The sequence below is a fragment of the Pelagibaculum spongiae genome, from assembly GCF_003097315.1.
GTDB classification, from domain to species: Bacteria; Pseudomonadota; Gammaproteobacteria; order Enterobacterales; family Pelagibaculaceae; genus Pelagibaculum; species Pelagibaculum spongiae.
The window spans coordinates 37,793-58,246 of record NZ_QDDL01000006.1 but is presented as its reverse complement, the minus strand read 5'-3'; the positions used below and the strand labels follow the sequence as shown (position 1 = coordinate 58,246).

Sequence of the window (20,454 nt, the reverse complement as noted above, 5' to 3'; positions counted from 1 at the left end):
CAGCTTGGCTCAGGATGAGTGTTAAGGTCGTAGTATCTTTTAACGATGCTCACGGCCTTTTTTATTGAATAAAGTGATTGTGCTGCAATAGCTTTCTATTACAAAATAACGTTAATCGTTTTAAGTCTGAATATTTCTTACTTTTCACAGAGGCTGCAGACTGATCATGAATGCTTTAATTATTGAAGACGATCCTGCTGCCCGTACCCTACTAGCTGAATATCTTCGCGCTAGAGGCTGGACGATTCAGGAGCTTCCAGATGGCAAAGAAACCCTGCAGCGAATCCAGCGCTACGATTTTGATGTGATTTTTATCGATTTGATGCTGCCCGATACCGATGGCCATTCTCTGTGTAAAGAAATTCGTAAAAAATCTCAAACTGGAATTATCTTTACCACTTCCTGCGATGATCCCGTTGAACGAGTGATTGCCTTAGAAAATGGCGCCGATGCCTACTACGCCAAACCTATTCCAATGCGAGAGTTACTTGCCTGCGCAAAAAACCTGTCACAGCGAGTGCGCTCGGGAGATGTGCCAGTTGAAGCCAGTCAAGCTGTTGAGTTTCGCCACTGGTGTTTCTCGCCAGAATCAATGCTGATTTCCAATCAGTGGGGTGAAAGCTGCAATTTAACTCGAACCGAATCTCGCTTGTTTGAATTTATGATTAAAAACATCGACAAGCCGCTGACTCGAGATGAACTGGGACATAGCCTGGGAAGAACTGAGTGGTTACCGGGAGATCGAGGCATCGATGTGCTGGTCAGCAAACTGCGTAACAAACTTTCCAACGTGTCACGCAACAAACAAATTATTCAAACTCGCTACGGCATTGGTTATGTATTTACTCCGGGTAATAGTTAGCTGCTTGCTATTGTTGCTCGCTTTATCTGTTCAGGCTCAACCAAGCGTAGTTAACGGGCAGATTGATCTTAGCAACTGGGATTTTCAAACCGATCCAATCAAACTGGATGGTATGTGGCAGGCTGCCAGCAATAAACTACTCACGCCGCAAGATACTTTCCCTGATCAATACCTGCCGGTACCTAAAATTTGGGGGGAAATCGGCTTACCCGATCATGGCTATGTCAGTTATCGATTAATTATCCAACTACCAGAAAATGCACCGCCACTGATATTAGAATCTCCCACCCAATACACCGCATGGCGTTTATGGGCCAATGACCAATTAATGGCTAATGTTGGCACGCCTGGCAAAAACGCTCAAAGCAACATTCCCAAGCTGCAAGAGCGGTTAATTCGATTGCCCCAGACACAAAGATTGGAACTGGTTTGGCAAATTGCAAATTTCCAATTTTATTCTGGTGGCCCCAAGCGGTCATTAACCTTAGGCAGTGCTGAGCAACTACAAGCAAGTTATAACCAACGCTATGCCTTTTTGCTGATGAATCTCGGTGGCTATCTATTGCTGGGTTTGTATTTTTTAGCGCTTTATGTCGTTCACCCAAAAGAATACCAGCTACTCACTTTAGCTTGGGCCTCGTTAATTATTATTGGCCAGGTTTTTATCGGCCATAAAATTGAAGGGAACTGGTTGGTTGATAATTTTGACTACTACGTTGTTGATATTATCGAATGGACTTCAGCATGGATGTTCCCACCCACTTATTTACTCATTTTACACCAGCTATACAAAGGTTATTACCGGCCTGCTGTTGTTTATAGCTTGTTCGCATTCTCGGTTATTTTTAGCGCCTTGAGCTTTTCTTCTTACCTCAATGAGTCTTTTATATTCATTAACATTGGTCTTGCCATGATGCCCATTTCTCTAATTTATGGTTCTTGGGGGTTAACGCTTGCATATAAAAACGAGGTTCGCGGTAGTATTTATTCTCTGATCATTTCAGGTTTAGTAATTTTTAGCGTGGTGCACGACGAATATCGTGCGGTGACCGGTGAGTTTTATCCCAGCTTAACAGCTTACGCGATTGCTTTTTGGTTTCTGGTTAATGCACTAACCATTGGTGATCGCAGCCAGCAAAAGCTCAAAGCGCAAACCTATCGTTCCAAAAAGCTTGACCAATTGTTGCTCAAGAAAAACCAGCAACTACAAAGCCAACTTGCAGAGTTACAAAAAACCAAAGAAGGTTTAACACGAGAGAATAGTGCCAAATCTAATTTTCTCGGTATTCTCAGCCATGAGCTGCGAACCCCAGTCAATGGCATAAAAGCGATTAGCCATGCCCTGCAACACACTCATTTAGATAAACAACAACAGCAGCTAGTTAGCTCAGCCAAAAGCGCGACCAATACGCTGACTATATTAATTGACCAGCTATTAGATCAATCGCAAATTATCGACAATCAAATATCTTTTCATTACTCCAGCTTCAATTTAAAGCAGCTATTACAAGATACCATTTGCTTGCTTCACTATCAGGCTGATCTGAAAAACGTAATGATCGACCTTGAACTAATTAATCTTCCTGAACATCTAATCGCAGATAAAAACCGGTTACAACTTGTTTTTATTTCTTGCATTAATTATTTAATTAAACATTCTGAGAAAGGCAGCATTCTGATTTCTGCCAGAGCCGAAGCGCTACCTGACAGCCAGTGGAAAATTGAAATTACCGCCAGAAGCAATAATATTAAAATGTCTGAGCATAAATTATCAGATAGCTTCTTGTTTGACTTAAATAACCCTCAATCAGATAACTATCTGTCATCAGGTTTCGGATTAAATATCAGTCAGCAAATTATTGATGCGATGAAAGGGAAAATATGGCTGGAAACGATAAGTGACAACGCAGGCTGTTTAAAAATTAATATTAAACTAGGCCAGGGTGAGGCCAGTATTCAATCACGACTGAAACCTAAACAACCTGCAACCATCATGGTAGTGGATGACGATCCATTGAATCATCAGGTGATAAAAATGCTATTACCGTGCGATCAGTTTAGAATTATTACTGCTAACTCAGGTGAACAGGCTTTGAATTTGTTAAATGACAACATCGATCTGTTGCTAGTGGATATTCAAATGTCGCCAATGAACGGATTGGAACTGGCAGAAGTGATTCGAGCATTACCCGAACAAGAACTCGCTAGCCTGCCAATGTATGCATATACCGCTAGTTTGATGCCGCAACAGCTAGACCAATACCAACCGTTGTTCGATGGTATATTAAGAAAGCCAGTTCATCATGAAGCATTATTTAATATCATTAATCAACACACTCAATCTTCACCTGAGATTGAAGTTGCTTAAAGCCTTCTTCCCAAAAAACTTTTAATTGAAAAAATTGTTCTAATGAGCATGTTTTATCTATTTCAATTTGATGAGCCATTGCCGAACATTGGTTAAGTTGCACCACCAAAGTAGCGCTTTTTAAACGGTGAGCAGCCTTGGAAATTTGCAACTCATCTTGGTCAGCAATCGCTTTCCGTAACATTTCAAACGATTCTTGCGCAGAAGTTTTTGCCGCTTCAATAACTCGATTAACTGCCTGACTACCCATCTCTGAATACTGCTCTAAAAAACCTTGCCCTGGCGGTGATGATAGTTTTACTAAGGCTTCGACTGTAGAAAGTTCTAATACTTTATCTGAATGGCCTTCAACTCGATCATTTTCTGCTAAAGAAACAGTTTGTTTACCTACCAATGAAGGCTGGTTGGTTGCCATTACCAGTAAGCTTTGTAACACATCTAGCTCAACTGGTTTGCTCTGAACATAATCAAAACCAAAATTAAGAAACTCACTCTGATTAGATGAATTAATTGCTCCAGACAATGCAATAAACAACGGTCGATTTTTATTTTTATTATCAATTAAATATTGCTGCATTTTTTGTAGTAACATATCGCCCCGAGTGTCTGGCAAATACATATCAATAATACATGCATCAAAAATCGAATCTTGAAATAATTTTATCGCCATCGCACCATTCTCTGCTGCTTGGCAAGAATGGCCACTTCGATAAAGTATTTCAGTCAAGAAAATCCGATTGGCTGGATCATCTTCAACCAATAGCACCCGGCAACGTTGAGCTGCTTCCAGATTATGAGAGTCATTCTTTAATGGTGCGTCGATATGTTGTATTGGGAAACTTAAGTTAAAGCAGCAGCCATTGGGTTGCCGGTTTTCAACCTGGATTGAACCGCCCATGCTGGCCACAATACGATTAGTAATCGCTAAACCTAAACCTGCGCCAGTACGGTTATTATCAAACTGGTTTTCCATGCTAACAAAAGATTGGAAAATCGCTTGCTGGTCAATTTTTGCAATACCTGGTCCGGTATCTTCCACTGTTATTAAGAGGGTTTCACCGCCATAGCGAACGGTTAATTTTACCCAGCCGGTTCCGGTAAACTTGATTGCATTGTGTAGTAAGTTAATGACTGCTTGACGAATCTTCTGTTGGTCTCCATAAAGCCACAGTTCTTTTTGATGCGTGTCACTGCAATCAAAAATCAGCTCAAGGCCCTTTTCTTTAGCCGAAATCGACATTAGAGATTCGATAGCATTGCACCAACGATGCAGCTCAAATCGCTTCGGCTTTAAAGTCTGCTTGCCAGTTTCCCAGCGAGAAAAATCTAGCAGATCATTAACGATATCTAACAATGACTGCCCAGCCATTTCGGCATTTTGCCGTAATTTCAGCTCTTTTTCAGTTAACTGTGCAGTGCTTAAAAGTTTGATTGAGCCAATCAAACCTGACAGAGGTGTTCTGATTTCATGGCTCATAATCGCCATTAGTTCACTTTTACGAAATGATGCTTCCTGCGCCGAACTTCTGGCCGTTTCAACATCGACAATTCGCTGCTGCAATTGTTCCGTTCTTCGGTCAACATTCTGTTGTAATACAATACTTTGCTCTGTTAACTTCTTTAACTTATTTCGAAAACGGATACCGACGATGACCACACTAATGAGACATACTATAAAATGTGTAAAATAATGCATTTCATTTCGAAAAAAGAAGCCATCTCTAAGATTAAGCAACAGGACTATCGAAACAAACAAACCCAAAGCGGGCCATTTGTTTTTTTTATTGATTAAATTTTTTATTAAAAAGAAAATAAAAAAACATAAGGTAGCAATAGTAATAATATACCAAGGTTTACTAAAGGATGGTAATAATCCGGCGGGTAGCAATATCGAAGCAGTGCCGCCAGTTACTGCAATTTGCCAATAGAGATTAATCGGTAGCTCAGGAATGGCCGGTTGAAAAGATCGTTGAATAAACATGGCGTAAGCGCCACAAAGCAAAAGCAACCCTAAATATTCTAATCTAATAAGCCAGTTACTGGAGAACTCTGAGTCCCAGTAAAAAGCCATTTGCTCTGCACCAAATACATAAACAGCACCTGCTAAGAAGCTGATTGCTAGATAAATTGCCCCTTGCTCTACTCCAAGAAAAAGTGCAATCAACATTAAAATTGACAATGCCAACAATAAACCGATCATTGCCGAACTAATTGCTAGGTGCCATTGATCATTGCTCTGTAGTCGCTGCAAATAATCAATTTTAACTAGCTTTCTCAATTGATCATTTGAAGAAAAGAAATGATTTACTTCTAGTTGTAATTGGCTATCTGGTAATAAAATGATGTGCGAGAAATACTGGTCTTTATTTTCAATCAGTTGCTCTGAAACAATCTGTTCTGAAACAACTCGAATCCCATTTTTCCACACTTGGCCTAAGTCCAAACCTTTTGGTAGCTGAAGACCAACCATTGCATCGATTCCGGTTAAAGAGAATTCCATTCGATAATGCCCAACACCACCAATAGCCAAGGGTTGAGCGACCCATGGTTCGGCACAATCAGGAGCGGTAGGTTGACCGCTGGAATCTACGGTTTCAACTAGTAATTTTTTCGGACAAAAAAGCCATGGTTGCCTGAAAAATATCGGAAAGTGAGTTCGAGCAGAAATTTTGTAGCTGCCGGGTTGCGGTGATAGTTTTGATGATGAGAAAAGAAAATGACTATCAGAAGCGATCCAGAATAATACGGGTACTAGCAAAATAAAGGTCGCCAACGCAGCCAACCAATTTTGGTTGCCAAATCGCTGTTTGATATACCTAGTTGGCATAACCCAAACTCCTGATGGCTTACGATCAATTCACTTGGAAGTTCTGTGGATTATGCCACAAAGTGTTTATTTTCTTAGACCATTGATTGCTTTTTTTACATTTAAAGATCAACTTGATCATTTTTCAGGCAAAAAAAATCCTCCCGAAAAGGAGGATTTTTTTAACATCTTTCAAACGCTAGCAATCAATCTTTAATAATCATCACGCTCGCTGGCGAGTGTTCTGCCAACTTAGATGAAACATGACCAAGGAAGAAACGATCTTTCCGCTCACTAGAGTTAGCAGACATGATAACCAAGTCAGCTCGCAGCAGATTGATTTCTTTTAATATGCGTTTAAAAGGTGCGCCAATCGATATGTGGGTAACCACTTGAATATCATCTGGCACATCTTCTTTAACGAAAGATTCCATTATTTGTTCTGCTTCTTCCCGAGCTTTATCCATCAAGCTCTGGTCAAAGTAGTTAGAAACAATTGGCATATTAAAACCAGGCAACACCGCTAACAGGTGAACTCTAGTGTCTTTATTCAACCGTGCCATTTCAACTGCTGGCTTTAAACAACGCCGGGCAGTACCTAACGCGTCAATATCAATCGGTAACAAAATATTACGATACACAAGCTAACTCCAGTCGCTTGCGGCGACGTTGTAGTCCATAAACTGCGCCTAACAATAATAGTGCAGGAATGAACATCCATTGCTTATCTGGTCGCTGATTGGGTTGTTCAACTGAAACTATTTTCCAATCGAAATCCAAACCAGATTTTTGTGCTGGACTATCGTAATCCACCATATCAACCAGCAACTGATCGCCATCGCCATATAATGACAAACCGGCTTTTTGCAATCGCTCAGTTCCTTCACCGCTTTCACTCAAGGGTAGCAGGACTACACGATTTACAATTGATCCATCTGGTGTTTCGCCTTCAGCACGCATCCGCAAACTACCATCAGCCGGAATTTCTTCAGCAATTTGATAAATTGCCGATGGCGGTAAGGTGTTTGATTCTGGATAAACCATCTCCCAGAAAAAACCTGGACGGAACATGGCAAAGGCAATCAATACCAAGGCAAGGTTTTCATACCACTTACTGCGAACGATCCAATAGCCCTGGGTCGCCGCAGCAAACACCAGCATCGCCGCTAGTGCGCTGAAAACCGTCAAGGCCAAATGCTGCGGACTCTCGATACCAATTAACAACAACTCGGTATTGAAGATGAACATAAACGGCAGAATGGCGGTTCTAATATCGTAGGTAAAACCCTGAATACCGGTTTTTATTGGATCGGATCGGGCAATTGCCGCCGCAGCAAATGCAGCCAAACCAACCGGCGGTGTATCGTCTGCCAATATGCCGAAATAGAACACAAACATATGCACTGCGATCAATGGAACAATCAAACCACTTTGAGCACCCAAATCGACAATAACTGGTGCCATTAAGGTTGAAACAACAATGTAGTTCGCCGTGGTTGGCAATCCCATACCGAGAATCAAGCTGATCACTGCGGTAAATATCAGCATCAGAATCACATTACCGGCAGAGATAAACTCAACAAAGTCGGTCATCACCAAGCCAACACCCGTCAGGGTTACCGCACCCACCACCACACCGGCCGTTGCTGTAGCAACACCGATTGCGATCATGTTACGTCCACCCGCTTCTAAGCCATGGCGAAGATCTTTGAAGCCTTCGATTAACTTTTCTTTGGTGTCATCTTGTTTACGGAAAAATGCTTTTAAAGGCTTATGGCTGGCAACAATCGACAGCAGAAATACCACAGCCCAAAAAGCCGATAAACCTGGCGAGAAGCGCTCAACTGTTAAGCACCATACCAACACCACAATTGGCAACAGGAAGTACAAGCCAGACTTCACTGTTGGCCCAACATCTGGCGTCATGGTAATTGGCTTATCGGGGTCATCCATTTCTAAATCCGGGAAACGGGCTGCGAATTTCACCAATCCTAAATAACTGGCTAACAGCGCTATGCCGACCACAATAGTGGCACCGAAACCAAACACTTCTTTGGTCCAGCCAATACCGTAATACACCACAAAACTCAGCACCAAAATGCTGACCATTACCGTCATAAATGACAAACTACTTTGCAGGAAAGTCTTCTTGTGACGACGCTCCAAACCTTCCATGCCTGCTTTCAGTGCTTCCAAATGCACAATATAAAATAGCGCAATATAGGAAATGATCGCTGGCAGAATGGCATGCTGCATCACTTCGATATAAGAAATACCGACGTATTCAACCATCAAGAATGCTGCAGCACCCATAATCGGCGGTGTCAGCTGGCCGTTAGTTGAAGCGGCAACTTCAATCGCACCGGCTTTATAACCGGGGAAACCCACTTTCTTCATCAATGGAATGGTGAAGGTACCGGTAGTCACTACGTTGGCAATTGATGAGCCAGAAATAATACCGCTCAAACCAGATGACACTACGGCAGCCTTGGCTGGTCCGCCACGCAAATGACCTAGCAAAGAGAAAGCCACTTGGATGAAATAGTTACCAGCACCTGCTCGATCGAGCAAAGCACCAAACAAAACAAACAGGAATACAAAACTGGTTGAAACGCCCAGAGCAACACCAAATACGCCTTCTGTAGTTAACCAGAAATGCGACATTGCTTTGGAGAAACTGGCACCTTTGTGTGCAATCACATCTGGCATATACGCGCCAGCAAAGGTGTAAATCAGAAATATTCCGGCAACCACCATCAGCGGTGGCCCTAGAGAACGGCGGGTCGCTTCTAGCAACAACACCATGCCACACAGAGCAGCAGCTAAATCTAAGTTGGTAGGTGCGCCAGAGCGGCCTGCCAGAGATTCATAAAAAATAACAATATACGCTGCCGCAGCTGCACCTAATGCAGCCAACAGCCAGTCGAGCCAAGGTACCTTGTATCTAGGAGAAGACTTGAGAGCCGGGTAGGCGGTAAACGCCAAAAAGATCGCAAAAGCTAGGTGAATTGCCCGAGCTTCTGTATCGTTTAATACTCCGAAATTAAATACAAATGGTAGCGGTGACGCATACCAGAGTTGGAATAAAGACCAGATTAACGGAATCGCTAATAATACCTTGCCAGCAGTTCCTGCTGGTGTTCTGGCACCACTATCAGATTGTCCGAGAATCTCTTTCAACTCGTCGTCCAGATTGTCTCTGGAAATACTCATGATGACCCCTTACCGTCTTACCAGACTGCTTCCGGCAACATTCCTCGCATACCCTGTATTTATGAACAACTGAGCAATGCTGTTAGACCCATCGCCACAATCCAAACATAAGATATTGTATTTTCGTAACATTAATTAGTATCAAATTAAAAATTTATGTTTATATGCTTTTAGGCATACAGGAAAACTTTGAGGACAGAAGATTATTTGTCAGGTTAAAAAAGCAAGCTAATTCGCTTAGCTTAAAAACAACAACGCCGAACCTTTCGGCTCGGCAGCGATAAACATGCAGTCGCATGTTCGTAGGCAAGTCTGCTTTATAGCAGGCCTTGCTCACGGTAATAACGTTCAGCACCTTTGTGCAGCGGAGCAGACAGACCGTCTTGGGCCATTTGCTCTTTTTTCAGATTGGCAAATGCTGGATGCAGTTTCTTGAACTTATCAAAGTTCTCGAATACTGACTTAACCAAGTTATAAACCACTTTCTCAGAAACCTTGCTAGAGCTAACCAAAGTAGCACCTACACCAAAAGTTTCGATGTTATTTGGATTGTTACGGTACATGCCACCTGGGATTTCTGCACTGCGATAGAAATCGTATTTATCAACCAACTTGGAAACCTTAGGACCTTTCACTGGTACCAATATAGTGTCACAAGCGGTGGTTGCTTCTTTGATTGAACCTGAAGGGTGACCGGCAACAAATACGATTGCATCAATCTTGTTATCACACAGCGCCTTTGACTGCTCGGAAGACTTTAACTCGGAAGCCAGAGCAAATGCGCTCTTATCCCAGCCATAAGCTTTCATCAGTACTTCCATGGTGCCACGTTGGCCTGAACCTGGGTTACCGATGTTAACTCGCTTACCTTTCAGATCTGCAAAGCTAGAAATGTTGGCATCTTTACGCGCCACCATGGTGAAAGGTTCTGGGTGAATCGCAAATACTGCACGCAATTCAGGGAATGCACCCTTGCCTGCGAACTTGCTAGTGCCATTCAATGCGTGATACTGCCAGTCGGACTGAGCAACGCCAAAGTCCAGCTCACCAGCACGGATCGTATTCAGGTTGTAAATAGAACCACCGGTGGACTCAACAGAACAGCGAATACCTGTCTTTTTAGTATTGCGGTTCATCAAGCGGCAAATGGCACCACCTGTTGGATAGTAAACTCCAGTTACACCACCAGTACCGATAGTGATAAATTCCTGAGCTTGAACAGTTCCAGCTGCTACCACTAATCCTGCTGCTGCTACGATGCCCGCAAGTTTGCTTTTGATTGACATAATGTCTCCAGGTTAATTCTGAATCCCCTGCGCAAATTTTCTTTGAATAGTTGATCTGCGCCCACTGCCAAAAATGGCAAATCTAGAATCCTGAGATGGTTTTTAAATATCAGAAGTGCCTCGAGCGGAAAACCACTGGACACAAACTCTACTTGATACGCGTTGATGGGCTTAAAAAGCTATGACGCGAGTCATATAATAGATCAGTATGCTGGCTTGTTTTTTCGATTCACGACCCTTTGGCTAGACAAAGCAACCGTACAACAAAAGTGAAGGTTAGTTCAAACTTTCTGAACTTAGTGACAAGTCATACCCAAATGATCATCTTTTGGCCGATAAAAATTTTTGATAATAAAATTATTTCTCACAATAACTCAGACTTATTCAGCAATTGTTAGGTAAGAAAATTTGATCCTAGTCTAATAAGACATTTCTACAAGATCGGTTTTCTCTACCTGTTAAGGCAGCACCACACCCACTGAAAGTATCGATTCTGTGAGTTTTAATCAACCTTATTTGGCCTTATTTTTACCTGAAACAAAATACTTCTCTCGCTTAACTGAACGCGTGTCAAAGCCCAACTCGGTTAGATAACTCACTTGTTGATCAACCATTGCAGGATGACCGCACAGATAGACCAGATCATTTTCTGGATCAGGTTCAAGCTGTTGCAGTGGCTTACCAACATGGCCAGCATATTCATGACACGTGATTTCAGCATCAGCTTGACGACTTAAGCAGGCTCGATAACCAGCATGATATTCTGTCGCCAGAGATAAAAATTCTTGTTGATAAATTAACTCATCACGAGTTCTGGCACCTTGTAAAATTTCAACTTTCAAACCTGCAGTGAGCATGGTTTTTAATTGATGCAACATGCTGCGATAAGGCGCCATACCGGTTCCGGTACCAATCAGAATTAACCGCTTATCAATTTTTTCTGGTAATACCAGATTACCCATAGGCCCTTTAGCAGCAATTAAATCTCCCGCTTGGGTATTTTTAAAATACTCACTGGCAACACCACCATCAATCAATGTGACGGCGATCTCAATTTGTCGATTGTGTTGCGGATGTGGAGAAATATTAACAATGCTGTAGCTGCGCTTTAGCGGCGTCTCGCTTATTGCATTAGCTGGGAATTGCAGAGATAAAAACTGTCCTGGCTGAAAAGCAACAATGGCATTATCAGCCGCTTCATAAGTCAGAGAAATAATTCTTGGTGCTAGATTATGCTTGCGAACTAATTTCAAATCGCATTCAAACATCAACTATCTCCTACAATTTTCTCACAAGAATCTAACGCTACAAACATCAGATTTTGAGTCTAACCTGATTGAATACTGTTTTATTAAGCACATACAGTCTAATTGCTAAAGAAGGGAGTCGCAATGATTGAAGTAAAAGCCCTAAAATCCTTATTGAAAAAACAACCCGCAACAGAAGTACACATTCTGTCTACCGAAGGCGATGTCTATCAGGTTCGGATTGTTCAAGACGACAAAGAGCAGCTTTTAACTACCGATGAAACCGGTAAACCTCTTAAATTCAAAAGCCTTGACGAAGCTAAGCATAAATTAAAGTACCTAGGCGTTCATAATTGTTTTTTACAACATCATGTTGCTTATGCAGAAATGATTGGTGAATCTGGTGATGGACTGCAAGGTGATTTAATGCCAATCCGATTGCAAGAAAGCTACAGTTAATAATAACTTTTATCAACTACTTATGACTGGCAATATCTTTTATTTAGCGCAGCAAAAATAACTTGCTGCGCTTTATTACTTGCTATTTTTTCTGTTTCGTTGGCGGGCAACCGGACTGACAAATGAAACTTTTATTACTTATCTACCAGTTAACTAAAAGCTGCTATATTTCGAGTTATATGAAATAAACACCCACTAACCGGAGCTAACTAGATGGCTTATCGCGTTTGTCTTGATATAGCAACCTATCAGAAAATTGAACCCTTCTGCATGAACTATTCACAGCAAACTCAGGCACTCGATGCATTGACTCAAGCGATGGAAAATTGCGGCATTCAATATAGCGTGACAGAAAATAACAACCAGATAGCCCTGACAAACCATCAAGGAAATGTCATCGCCCAAATAAATCCTACCATCACAAATAGCCATCAGCATTCGTCTGTTTAATTAATTTTTTAAATTAATTAAACAGTGACAACATACCTTGTTTAAAATTTTTATATTTAAATTGATAACCAATTTCTTGAATTTTTTTACTCGACACTTGTTTATTGGCAGGTGCTGAAAGCTGCATGTTCAGATCTAACGCTAATCGTTCAGCAATCCAACCGCGCACTTCTTTTGATAAAACTGGCGCAGCATCAACCCCGTTATAAATAGTCTCTAGCTCACTACCCATCTCTGCTATTTTAAGTAAATAGCCACAAACACCTGCAGCATCATCTAAATGAATTCGATTCGTCCAACTATTACCATTAAATGGTTTTCCGGCGATGATCTGGTCAATTAAAAAGCGTGAACTGCCATATAAACCGGCCATTCTAACTACTGTTGCTTTATTTTTTAAGTGCTGGATAAATTGCTGTTCGGCCTGCAGCATAATTTTTCCATTATCAGCTACTGGCTCAGTCAAGCTGGTTTCATCGACTATTTCACCGTTGTTTTGGCCATAAACAGCGGTCGATGATGTAAAAATTGCATGCTTAAGCGATTGTTTTTCAATTGCTGATAGTAACTTATCCATTGCCGCCAAATAGGTTTGCAGATAACCATCTTGCTGACCACGAGCTGGTGCTGCGCAAAACACCAGGTAATCAACTTTAGGCAACTGGCTAAGGTCATCTTGCAGCAAATCACAGCTAATCCCTTCAACTCCAGCGGGAAACTGATCACCCCTGCGTAAGCCATAAACCTTCCAGCCCTCTGTAACCAGCTGTTCAGCTAATCGACTACCCAAGCGACCGATTCCTGCAATTAAAATACTTGGCATTGGCATTCTCTTTCTCTATTCAAATATTGTCAGATTTCAGTGCTATTTGTAGCACAAATATAATTAAAACATTGCCATAAAAAAACGCAGACCTAAGCCTGCGTTTTTATAAAACAAATAGAACGAATCAATATCGATCAGAGCTGCTGACGAAGTAATTCCAATAACTGCTTTAATTGCTGCTGATCTTCTTGCGAAGGTTGCTCATGCTGCTGGATTTCTTCATAGCAGGCACGCATTGCAGCGCGGATAACAACGATTTCTGGTTGCTGAATCTGGTTTTTCTGCAACAGCTGCAATAATTGCTGGCAGCGCGGCAAACCACCAAAATCTTCTGGGAAGAAACTAGCGGCAAACTGCATCAGTTCATCGAATTCAGCATCTGGTTCTGGCAACAATCCAGCAGTCACTAGCTGACAAGGAATATGTACTTCTAACCGATCGCCCGCAGTAGTCACTGACGGTATGTGATCAGACAATCGCTTGCCCATATCGACTAGCTGATCTTTCATTGCCAGTTTATCTAACCAGGCTTGTGGAATAGCAGAAAAACCATAATGAGCCCCAGCAATTTGCCCGCAAATTGCCGCTACGGTATCGGAATCATCACCTAGGTTGGCAGCCATTAATACCGCATCAGAAAAATTCTCGGTATTCGCAAAACACCACAATGCCGCTTCCAAGCTATCGACTACATAACCGCTGCTGGAAATCATTTCACGCGACATTTTTTGGTAATCACCATGGGCAATGGTTTCTAATCGCGACCAAGTCGGTACATTCTCGGCAATCGTATTAATAATCATCGACTTAGGAACACCAGAAAAAGCCAGATATAACTTATCAGCCATGATCCGGTTTGCCTGTCGACATTCTTTTGCCTGGTGGGTTGTTTTAGCACTTTGCGCGGCATAATAATTACTCTGACCATGGTCAGGGTAATAATACAATACAACAGGCGCTAATCGCATGAGTGCGCCGTTACCTGCTAGCTCTGGATCTTTTATGCCAGCCTTAGGATTTCCATCCACTAAATAACGATTGATCGCACCATTGACGGTATCACCAATATCGAAGCACTTTCCGGTGCTTGAGTAATAGCCTTCATCGCGCCAGCGTGAATATCGAACCATTTGATCAGCTAGATCAAAACTCTTTTCCAACAAGCTACTTCCCAGACAAAGCGCCATGGACGTGTCGTCAGTCCATTGGCCTGGTTGCAGCTTAAATGGACCACCACCGATCATATCGGTCAGCGGCTCAAAACTGTCTCGCGGTGAGGTTTCTACACTGGCACCCAGGGCATCACCTACCGCCAAGCCAACCAGACAACCGATCATTCGATCCCGCAAACCACTCATTATTTTTCCTCATCGATGCTCATTACCCTCTGAAATCTGACTATTTTTAGCCAATGGGGTTGTTCTGAACATCATTTACATTAGAATTAGCTTAATTAGATAAGACTAAAACATATCAGGAGCTGTCTCATGCCCGCCACCCTACAGGATCTACTTGCACTAGCTCGGCATCACGTCACCATTATCAACGATCAACAAGCCGAAATCATGCTACAAAATCAGTGTGCGGTACTGGACGTCCGAGAGCCGGGCGAATTCCAGCAAGGGCACCTACCAGATGCAGTGAATATCCCCCGAGGCATCCTCGAATTTAAAATCGCCGACCATCCTGCAATTGATGATTTTAACACTCCAGTTCTTATTTATTGCAAAAACGGCGGACGCTCCACTTTTGCCGCTGCGACATTGAAAGAAATGGGCTATCAACAAGTTAAAATGCTCGATGGTGGATTCGATAGCTGGCAAGGCCATGTCCATAAAATAGAAAAAGAAATTGGTGCTTATTGATCAATATTTAATCAGTCGCTAGTCCGGTTTTACTTTTTAATAAAAATCACGTTAGAGCCTGGCGCTTTAAATCAGTCTCAGGCTTTTTATCTTGCTGCATAGCCATATTGCATCTAGTTGTCTTGATGGTTCAATTTACTAAAGGGCACTGTGGAATTATGGCTAAAGCACTCTGGAAATAAACTGCGCTGATAACAAAATTGCGCACGGAGAACGCTTGTGAAAACCCCAATTATTGCTCGATTACTGCCAGTCGCTTTTTGTAGTTTGATGTTTGTTCATACTCCTAATGCTAATGCAGAACAAAACCTTCAAGTAGCCGTTGCGCCTACAGCCTCAATTAGTTCAACGGCTACCACTACCGAGCAACAAGCAAAGCAAGTCATCAAACAGCTGGCCAGTACTTTAAAAGGTGAACTGAAGAAAGCCGTCAAGAGCGGCGGTCCAATGGCAGCAATTCAAACTTGCAACTTGCAGGCACCAAAAATTGCCCAAAGCATTTCTAGCCAAGGCGACTGGAAAATTCGTCGAACCGCTTTAAAAGTACGCAACCCGAACAATGTAGCAGACGCTTGGGAGCAAGCCGGACTGGAGCAGTTTCAGCAGCAAATTGCTCAGGGCGCTGATCCAATGAAACTGGTCAAAAAAGAAATATTTGAAGTCGATGGTAAGAAACACCTTCGACTGCTTAAAGCGATTCCAACAGGCGAGGGCTGCCTCAACTGTCACGGCAGCAATCTCAAACCACCGATTGCGCAAGCACTAGCCAAGCTTTATCCACAAGACCAAGCCACCGGGTTCAAACAAGGTGAACTTCGCGGTGCCTTCAGCTTACAAAAAGCACTATAAGCAATACCTCTACCCCAGGGTTTTCGGCCTTGGGGTTACTTTTTCAGCGGTTTAATCAATTCATCCAAACCTTCAACTTTTAGCTCAAGACACGAGCGCATCAACATACCCAGCTGCCCTTGGGGAAAGCCTTTCTTGTCGAACCAAAGTAAATATTCTTCCGGTAAATCCACCAGCATTTTGCCCTGATACTTGCCAAATGGCATGGCTGTGTTGGCGATTTTCAGCAAATGTTCTTGGGGTGTCATATGAGCAACCGTCGCTGTAGATAAAAATTTGAATGGGCACGAATGAGCGCATTGTGCGATGTTGTGCTTAATAGGTCGAGCAAAAAACATATACCCAAACCACTTCAAAGTGTACTGAACTCTGCACCTTAAGGTGGCTTGGGTATATAGTAAATAACAGCATTTCACCAAACCAATACTTCACAGAAACAACGAGCCCATTGTGAGCCTATCTACCTTTCTGATTTTGCTACTGGCCCATCTGCTGGATAAATTAACCAGCCATAAGCGTCCCGGTTTATCCGAGCTGCTTTACCCAATACTGGAACCTTTCCAGACACATACAGAAGTCGCCAGTAAAGGTTCTCCTTTTCAATGGGCGTTTTTAATTTTGCTATTGCTCGGATTTCTAGCGCTCTATCCTTTGCTTCATCTGCTGCCAAATTGGATCTACTGGCCAATGGAGCTAGCAGCACTCACCCTCACCTTGTCGAGCTATAAACTGATCGGGCGAATCCGTTTACTCACCGAAGCATTAGATATTGCCCGCTTCGACCAAAGCCCTAAATTGGCCCGTAAGTTAATTGCCGCTATGGCGGATCGAGATAGCCAAAGAATGAATCTAGTCGATATGAACCGCGCGGCTATCGAAGCTAGCTGGCAGCAAGCTTTGTCCGCTTGGGCAGCACCAGTATTCTGGTATTTAGTCGGTGATATAAGCGGCTTACTCATTTACGGTTTTGCCCGAGAAGCCAGCTTAATTTGGCATAAACAACACCCAAGAAATATCCGACCAAAAAGTCAGCCATTACGATTCATTTGGCAGTTACACCGCTGGATGCTTTATCCGGCAGATTGGGTTTTAGGCTTGGCTTTTGTTTTTTATGGTCGAAATAAATCACTCAAACATGTCATCAGTAGCAGCTGGAAATGGCCGGGTGCTGGCGGCGTTACATTGGCTGCAGGCGCCGGTGGTATGGGAGTTCAGCTTGGTGGGCCAATTCATAGAAAAGGCCGAATGTTAATGCGACCATTACTCGGCCCGAGTCAATTAGCTCAGCCGGGTGACCTTGCCAAAGCCATGCGCTGGTTGCGTGCAAGCTGGCGCTTATGGATGATGGTCGCCCTTGTCTCAGTTTTGTTGTTGTAACCAATGAAGTGGTCTTTGTTCAAGAACCTGCTAATCTGCCCAACCTGCCTATTGTTTTTGTATCTACTCACGGCATTCACTCATAGTGCCCTAGCGGGTGAATCATCTGAAAACCAACCGATTAGTGTTGTCGATAACCGCGGACGAACCATCACCCTGCCTGCACCTGCTAAACGAATCATTTCTCTGGCACCACATATTACTGAGCAGCTATTTGAAATCGGTGCCGGTGACCGTATCATCGCCACCGTCAGCTACAGCGATTATCCAGCAGCAGCTAACGACATTCCCAGGGTCGGTGGCTACAACAAAATCAACATTGAACAAATCCTTACTCTACAACCTGACTTGGTCATTGGCTGGGAAAGTGGCAATAACCGAGAATCGCTGTTGCGTTTACCAGAATTGGGAATCAAGCTATTCATCAGTGAGCCTAGAACTCTGCAGCAGGTGGCCGACAACTTAAAAGTTTTTGGAAAAATCACCGGTGATCAAACCACTGCCGATATCGCAGCAGCGCGTTATTTAGCAAAACTGCAGCAGCTGAAACAGAAATACCAAGGCAAAAAGCCCGTTAGCCTGTTTTATGAAGTGTGGAACAACCCGTTAATTACCCTCAATGGCGAACATTTATTCAGTCGAATGTTAGATATTTGCTCTGGCAAAAATATTTTTTCCACATCGCCTCAGCTCGCACCTAGGGTCAGCCGAGAAGCGATTATTGTTGCCAATCCACAAGTGATTATTACCAGCAATCACGGCAAATTATCGATCGAGCAATGGCAAGAAATCTGGAATGTTTGGCCACAAATTGATGCGGTAAAAAATCAGCAGCTATATATCGCGCCACCCGATGTGTTGCAAAGAGCATCTACTCGATTAGTACAAGGCACTGAATTTCTATGTGAAACTTTGCAAAAATCTAGAGAACAAGCGGCAAAAAAATAGTTAGTTGCCGCTAGTGATCGCACCATTTAATTGCCGCAGCAATTGCATAATTGGGGGTTAGCTTCAGTGAAGTTTTAGTCGAAATCGGCATAGGTTTAAGTTTATTAAGCCGTTGCTGGAGCCGCTGAAAGATCCGGTCAATCACTTGCGCTAAACAATTACCACGGGTCTCAACAGTGAGTGTCGGTTGGTAGTGGCAATCATTTAAATTGATGCAAGCAATCAATCGGTAATGACCACTTCCAGCTGACTTTTTTAAACGCAATTTCAAGCGACTTATTTGCTGATACTGCTCGGTAATACAACGGCTATGCGAGTTGAGACGACGACGATTAACTTCATCGAGTCGAGTATTACTCGTCTCTAGCTCTAACCGGGCTTTATCCACATTACTGCTGTTCGACACCATAGGAACTCCATTACTGCTTCCTCAAACTCAGCCTAATCGGGATTGGCAGAATAAACTTGCGTATCTTCACAGCAAATTAAGCATTACCTGCTTTACAGTAAGTAAACCCGTGGGATCTGTGAGCAGCGTAACAATTTGATTCAGTAGCGGTTTACTGGTAGCCCGCTAGACTGGCTGTATCAGCTTGATTGACGCTGGTTCGATTTTTATCAAATTCACTTGCTTGTCAGAATTCGATTCGTATAATGCAGCACTGTCTTGAGAGAGACAGCTCAATATATTGAGTTTGGGGATGTGGTGAAATTGGTATACACGCAGTGTTCAGGTCGCTGTGCCTTCGGGCGTGAGAGTTCGACTCTCTCCATCCCCACCAAATTTAAAGAAGCCTCGCTTATAGCGGGGTTTTTTGCTTTCTGAGATACTAAAACTTCTGACGATTAACTGGCCGCCGGTTTTTAAGCCTTCTGCCCTCCGATCGCTTCTGCAAGCTTTGCAGCTAATAAGAAGAAGACGTATTCGATGAACCTGACTCCATTCTCCTCCCTACCCAAAGTAGGCCTCGCTTTAAGCGGTGGTGCATGCCGTGGCGCAGCGCATATTGGTGCCATCGCAGCACTAGAACAATATCAAATTCAACCTTCAATGATCAGCGGAACCAGCATTGGTGCTTTGGTTGCAGCCTTTTATGCCTTTGGTAAAACACCCGAGCAGATGCTAGAAATTGCCCACCAAATGGGCTGGCTAGATATGACTCGGCCATCACTGTCCAAAATGGGATTATTGAGTAACCAATCACTTCGCAAACTGATCGAAAAACATCTCGGTCAGGTCACCATGCAAGATGCTCCGATTCCGTTAGCATTTATCGCCACCAATCTAATTAGCGGTGAAAAAGTGGTACTGGATTCTGGCTCAGTCGCCGACAACTTAATGGCCACCACTTGCGTACCGGGTTTAATGGCGCCGGTTGAAATTAACGGCCGGTTACTGGTCGATGGCGGCTTATTAGAAAATCTTCCTTTATCTCCACTACAAAATATGGGCGCCGAAGCATTGCTGGCGATCGATCTAGCCGGTGGACATAACTATGGCAAACCAGATAACGCGATGGATGTACTGCTCAGCGCACTAGATATTGCACTGGATAATAACGCCCGCAGCCATCATCAACTGGCCGATCACATAGTGAAAATGGATTTAAGCCATTTCAGTCGCTGGGACCCCAAGCAAGCATTAGAAATTTACCAAACGGGTTATCACCTAACCTGCATTGAGATCTCTAAAATACAGCAGATGCTACAAGAAAAATCTGGAGTGGTACCCGGAATAAAAAGATGGTTGGGTGTTGAAAGCTAAGTAACTATAAACTGAATGCTTTAACCTAGCATTCTAATTACGTACACATTACCTTTATTAAGGCTACAGAAAAATTAAAATAGCCCTAATTATTTCGACTTTCGATAGGTTCGAGAAGAAAAGCTCTCTTAAA

18 protein-coding genes and 1 tRNA gene are annotated in these 20,454 nt (G+C 42.9%); 10 read left to right on the top strand and 9 right to left on the bottom strand.

Annotated features, from left to right (window positions below; all coding sequences use genetic code 11):
* Nucleotides 1-166: 166 nt before the first annotated feature.
* Together DC094_RS14440 and DC094_RS14435 are read left to right on the top strand one after the other, a co-directional pair.
* Nucleotides 167-862: a response regulator transcription factor gene (locus DC094_RS14440; protein WP_116687834.1), complete on the top strand. Its 696-nt coding sequence runs from the start codon at nucleotides 167-169 to the stop codon at nucleotides 860-862.
* Nucleotides 837-3,230 carry a response regulator gene (locus DC094_RS14435; RefSeq protein WP_158527336.1) on the top strand — a complete coding sequence of 798 codons (2,394 nt, stop codon included), beginning with the start codon at nucleotides 837-839 and terminating at the stop codon, nucleotides 3,228-3,230. Before DC094_RS14440 ends, DC094_RS14435 begins: the two co-directional genes overlap by 26 nt.
* On the opposite strand, the gene DC094_RS14430 is transcribed toward DC094_RS14435, so the two are convergent.
* From DC094_RS14430 to DC094_RS14410, 5 genes are all read right to left on the bottom strand, one after another.
* Nucleotides 3,187-6,057 carry an ATP-binding protein gene (locus DC094_RS14430; RefSeq protein ID WP_116687832.1) on the bottom strand — a complete coding sequence of 957 codons (2,871 nt, stop codon included), beginning with the start codon at nucleotides 6,055-6,057 and terminating at the stop codon, nucleotides 3,187-3,189. The two genes, DC094_RS14435 and DC094_RS14430, sit on opposite strands and share 44 nt — an antisense overlap.
* A 185-nt stretch (nucleotides 6,058-6,242) precedes the next feature.
* Complete coding sequence (locus tag DC094_RS14425) at nucleotides 6,243-6,677, bottom strand: universal stress protein (protein ID WP_116687831.1); 435 nt, start codon at nucleotides 6,675-6,677, stop codon at nucleotides 6,243-6,245.
* Nucleotides 6,667-9,249 carry a TRAP transporter permease gene (locus DC094_RS14420; RefSeq protein ID WP_116687830.1) on the bottom strand — a complete coding sequence of 861 codons (2,583 nt, stop codon included), beginning with the start codon at nucleotides 9,247-9,249 and terminating at the stop codon, nucleotides 6,667-6,669. Before DC094_RS14420 ends, DC094_RS14425 begins: the two co-directional genes overlap by 11 nt.
* A gap of 317 nt (nucleotides 9,250-9,566) precedes the next feature.
* The gene (locus DC094_RS14415) at nucleotides 9,567-10,535 is read right to left on the bottom strand and encodes a TAXI family TRAP transporter solute-binding subunit (RefSeq protein WP_116687829.1); all 969 of its coding nucleotides are present in this window, start codon (nucleotides 10,533-10,535) and stop codon (nucleotides 9,567-9,569) included.
* Nucleotides 10,536-11,047: 512 nt separating this feature from the next.
* Complete coding sequence (locus DC094_RS14410) at nucleotides 11,048-11,803, bottom strand: ferredoxin--NADP reductase (RefSeq protein ID WP_116687828.1); 756 nt, start codon at nucleotides 11,801-11,803, stop codon at nucleotides 11,048-11,050.
* A 123-nt stretch (nucleotides 11,804-11,926) separates the two neighbouring features.
* Between DC094_RS14410 and DC094_RS14405 the strand changes: the two genes are divergently transcribed.
* Together DC094_RS14405 and DC094_RS14400 are read left to right on the top strand one after the other, a co-directional pair.
* On the top strand, nucleotides 11,927-12,241 hold the full coding sequence (locus DC094_RS14405; protein WP_116687827.1) for a DUF6482 family protein: 315 nt from the start codon (nucleotides 11,927-11,929) through the stop codon (nucleotides 12,239-12,241).
* Nucleotides 12,242-12,454: 213 nt separating this feature from the next.
* On the top strand, nucleotides 12,455-12,691 hold the full coding sequence (locus DC094_RS14400; protein WP_116687826.1) for a hypothetical protein: 237 nt from the start codon (nucleotides 12,455-12,457) through the stop codon (nucleotides 12,689-12,691).
* Nucleotides 12,692-12,704: 13 nt separating this feature from the next.
* Here the strand turns inward: DC094_RS14400 and DC094_RS14395 are convergent, their stop codons facing one another.
* Both DC094_RS14395 and DC094_RS14390 read right to left on the bottom strand, forming a co-directional pair.
* A complete protein-coding gene (locus DC094_RS14395) occupies nucleotides 12,705-13,514 on the bottom strand; it encodes an SDR family oxidoreductase (RefSeq protein ID WP_158527335.1) in 810 nt (269 codons plus the stop codon).
* 137 nt (nucleotides 13,515-13,651) lie between these two features.
* Nucleotides 13,652-14,875: an ADP-ribosylglycohydrolase family protein gene (locus DC094_RS14390; RefSeq protein WP_116687824.1), complete on the bottom strand. Its 1,224-nt coding sequence runs from the start codon at nucleotides 14,873-14,875 to the stop codon at nucleotides 13,652-13,654.
* Nucleotides 14,876-15,004: 129 nt separating this feature from the next.
* Here DC094_RS14390 and DC094_RS14385 point away from each other — a divergent pair, with 129 nt between their 5' ends.
* A complete protein-coding gene (locus tag DC094_RS14385; protein ID WP_116687823.1) occupies nucleotides 15,005-15,382 on the top strand; it encodes a rhodanese-like domain-containing protein in 378 nt (125 codons plus the stop codon).
* A 219-nt stretch (nucleotides 15,383-15,601) separates the two neighbouring features.
* On the top strand, nucleotides 15,602-16,231 hold the full coding sequence (locus tag DC094_RS14380) for a Tll0287-like domain-containing protein (protein ID WP_116687822.1): 630 nt from the start codon (nucleotides 15,602-15,604) through the stop codon (nucleotides 16,229-16,231).
* A gap of 35 nt (nucleotides 16,232-16,266) precedes the next feature.
* Here the strand turns inward: DC094_RS14380 and DC094_RS14375 are convergent, their stop codons facing one another.
* Nucleotides 16,267-16,479, bottom strand: coding sequence for a DUF3820 family protein (locus tag DC094_RS14375; RefSeq protein WP_116687999.1), 213 nt, complete (start codon nucleotides 16,477-16,479; stop codon nucleotides 16,267-16,269).
* Nucleotides 16,480-16,681: 202 nt separating this feature from the next.
* On the opposite strand from DC094_RS14375, the gene DC094_RS14370 reads away from it, so the two are divergent.
* Both DC094_RS14370 and DC094_RS14365 read left to right on the top strand, forming a co-directional pair.
* Entirely contained in the window at nucleotides 16,682-17,608 is a 927-nt protein-coding gene (locus DC094_RS14370) for a cobalamin biosynthesis protein (RefSeq protein ID WP_158527334.1), read from the top strand.
* 3 nt (nucleotides 17,609-17,611) lie between these two features.
* A complete protein-coding gene (locus DC094_RS14365) occupies nucleotides 17,612-18,556 on the top strand; it encodes a cobalamin-binding protein (protein WP_116687820.1) in 945 nt (314 codons plus the stop codon).
* Nucleotides 18,557-18,566: 10 nt separating this feature from the next.
* Here DC094_RS14365 and DC094_RS14360 read toward each other — a convergent pair whose 3' ends face one another.
* Nucleotides 18,567-18,962: a hypothetical protein gene (locus DC094_RS14360; RefSeq protein WP_133245562.1), complete on the bottom strand. Its 396-nt coding sequence runs from the start codon at nucleotides 18,960-18,962 to the stop codon at nucleotides 18,567-18,569.
* Nucleotides 18,963-19,253: 291 nt separating this feature from the next.
* Between DC094_RS14360 and DC094_RS14355 the strand changes: the two genes are divergently transcribed.
* Nucleotides 19,254-19,338, top strand: a tRNA-Leu gene (locus tag DC094_RS14355).
* Nucleotides 19,339-19,484: 146 nt separating this feature from the next.
* Entirely contained in the window at nucleotides 19,485-20,321 is an 837-nt protein-coding gene (locus DC094_RS14350; RefSeq protein WP_116687818.1) for a patatin-like phospholipase family protein, read from the top strand.
* Nucleotides 20,322-20,454 lie beyond the last annotated feature (133 nt).

Coding starts and splice junctions, on each gene's coding strand:
- DC094_RS14435 (WP_158527336.1), top strand. CDS start 837: ATGTATTTACTCCGGGTAATAGTTAGCTGCTTGCTATTGTTGCTCGCT.
- DC094_RS14395 (WP_158527335.1), bottom strand. CDS start 13,514: ATGCCAAGTATTTTAATTGCAGGAATCGGTCGCTTGGGTAGTCGATTA.
- DC094_RS14440 (WP_116687834.1), top strand. CDS start 167: ATGAATGCTTTAATTATTGAAGACGATCCTGCTGCCCGTACCCTACTA.
- DC094_RS14400 (WP_116687826.1), top strand. CDS start 12,455: ATGGCTTATCGCGTTTGTCTTGATATAGCAACCTATCAGAAAATTGAA.
- DC094_RS14405 (WP_116687827.1), top strand. CDS start 11,927: ATGATTGAAGTAAAAGCCCTAAAATCCTTATTGAAAAAACAACCCGCA.
- DC094_RS14365 (WP_116687820.1), top strand. CDS start 17,612: ATGAAGTGGTCTTTGTTCAAGAACCTGCTAATCTGCCCAACCTGCCTA.
- DC094_RS14420 (WP_116687830.1), bottom strand. CDS start 9,249: ATGAGTATTTCCAGAGACAATCTGGACGACGAGTTGAAAGAGATTCTC.
- DC094_RS14350 (WP_116687818.1), top strand. CDS start 19,485: ATGAACCTGACTCCATTCTCCTCCCTACCCAAAGTAGGCCTCGCTTTA.
- DC094_RS14415 (WP_116687829.1), bottom strand. CDS start 10,535: ATGTCAATCAAAAGCAAACTTGCGGGCATCGTAGCAGCAGCAGGATTA.
- DC094_RS14410 (WP_116687828.1), bottom strand. CDS start 11,803: ATGTTTGAATGCGATTTGAAATTAGTTCGCAAGCATAATCTAGCACCA.
- DC094_RS14385 (WP_116687823.1), top strand. CDS start 15,005: ATGCCCGCCACCCTACAGGATCTACTTGCACTAGCTCGGCATCACGTC.
- DC094_RS14375 (WP_116687999.1), bottom strand. CDS start 16,479: ATGACACCCCAAGAACATTTGCTGAAAATCGCCAACACAGCCATGCCA.
- DC094_RS14430 (WP_116687832.1), bottom strand. CDS start 6,057: ATGCCAACTAGGTATATCAAACAGCGATTTGGCAACCAAAATTGGTTG.
- DC094_RS14390 (WP_116687824.1), bottom strand. CDS start 14,875: ATGAGTGGTTTGCGGGATCGAATGATCGGTTGTCTGGTTGGCTTGGCG.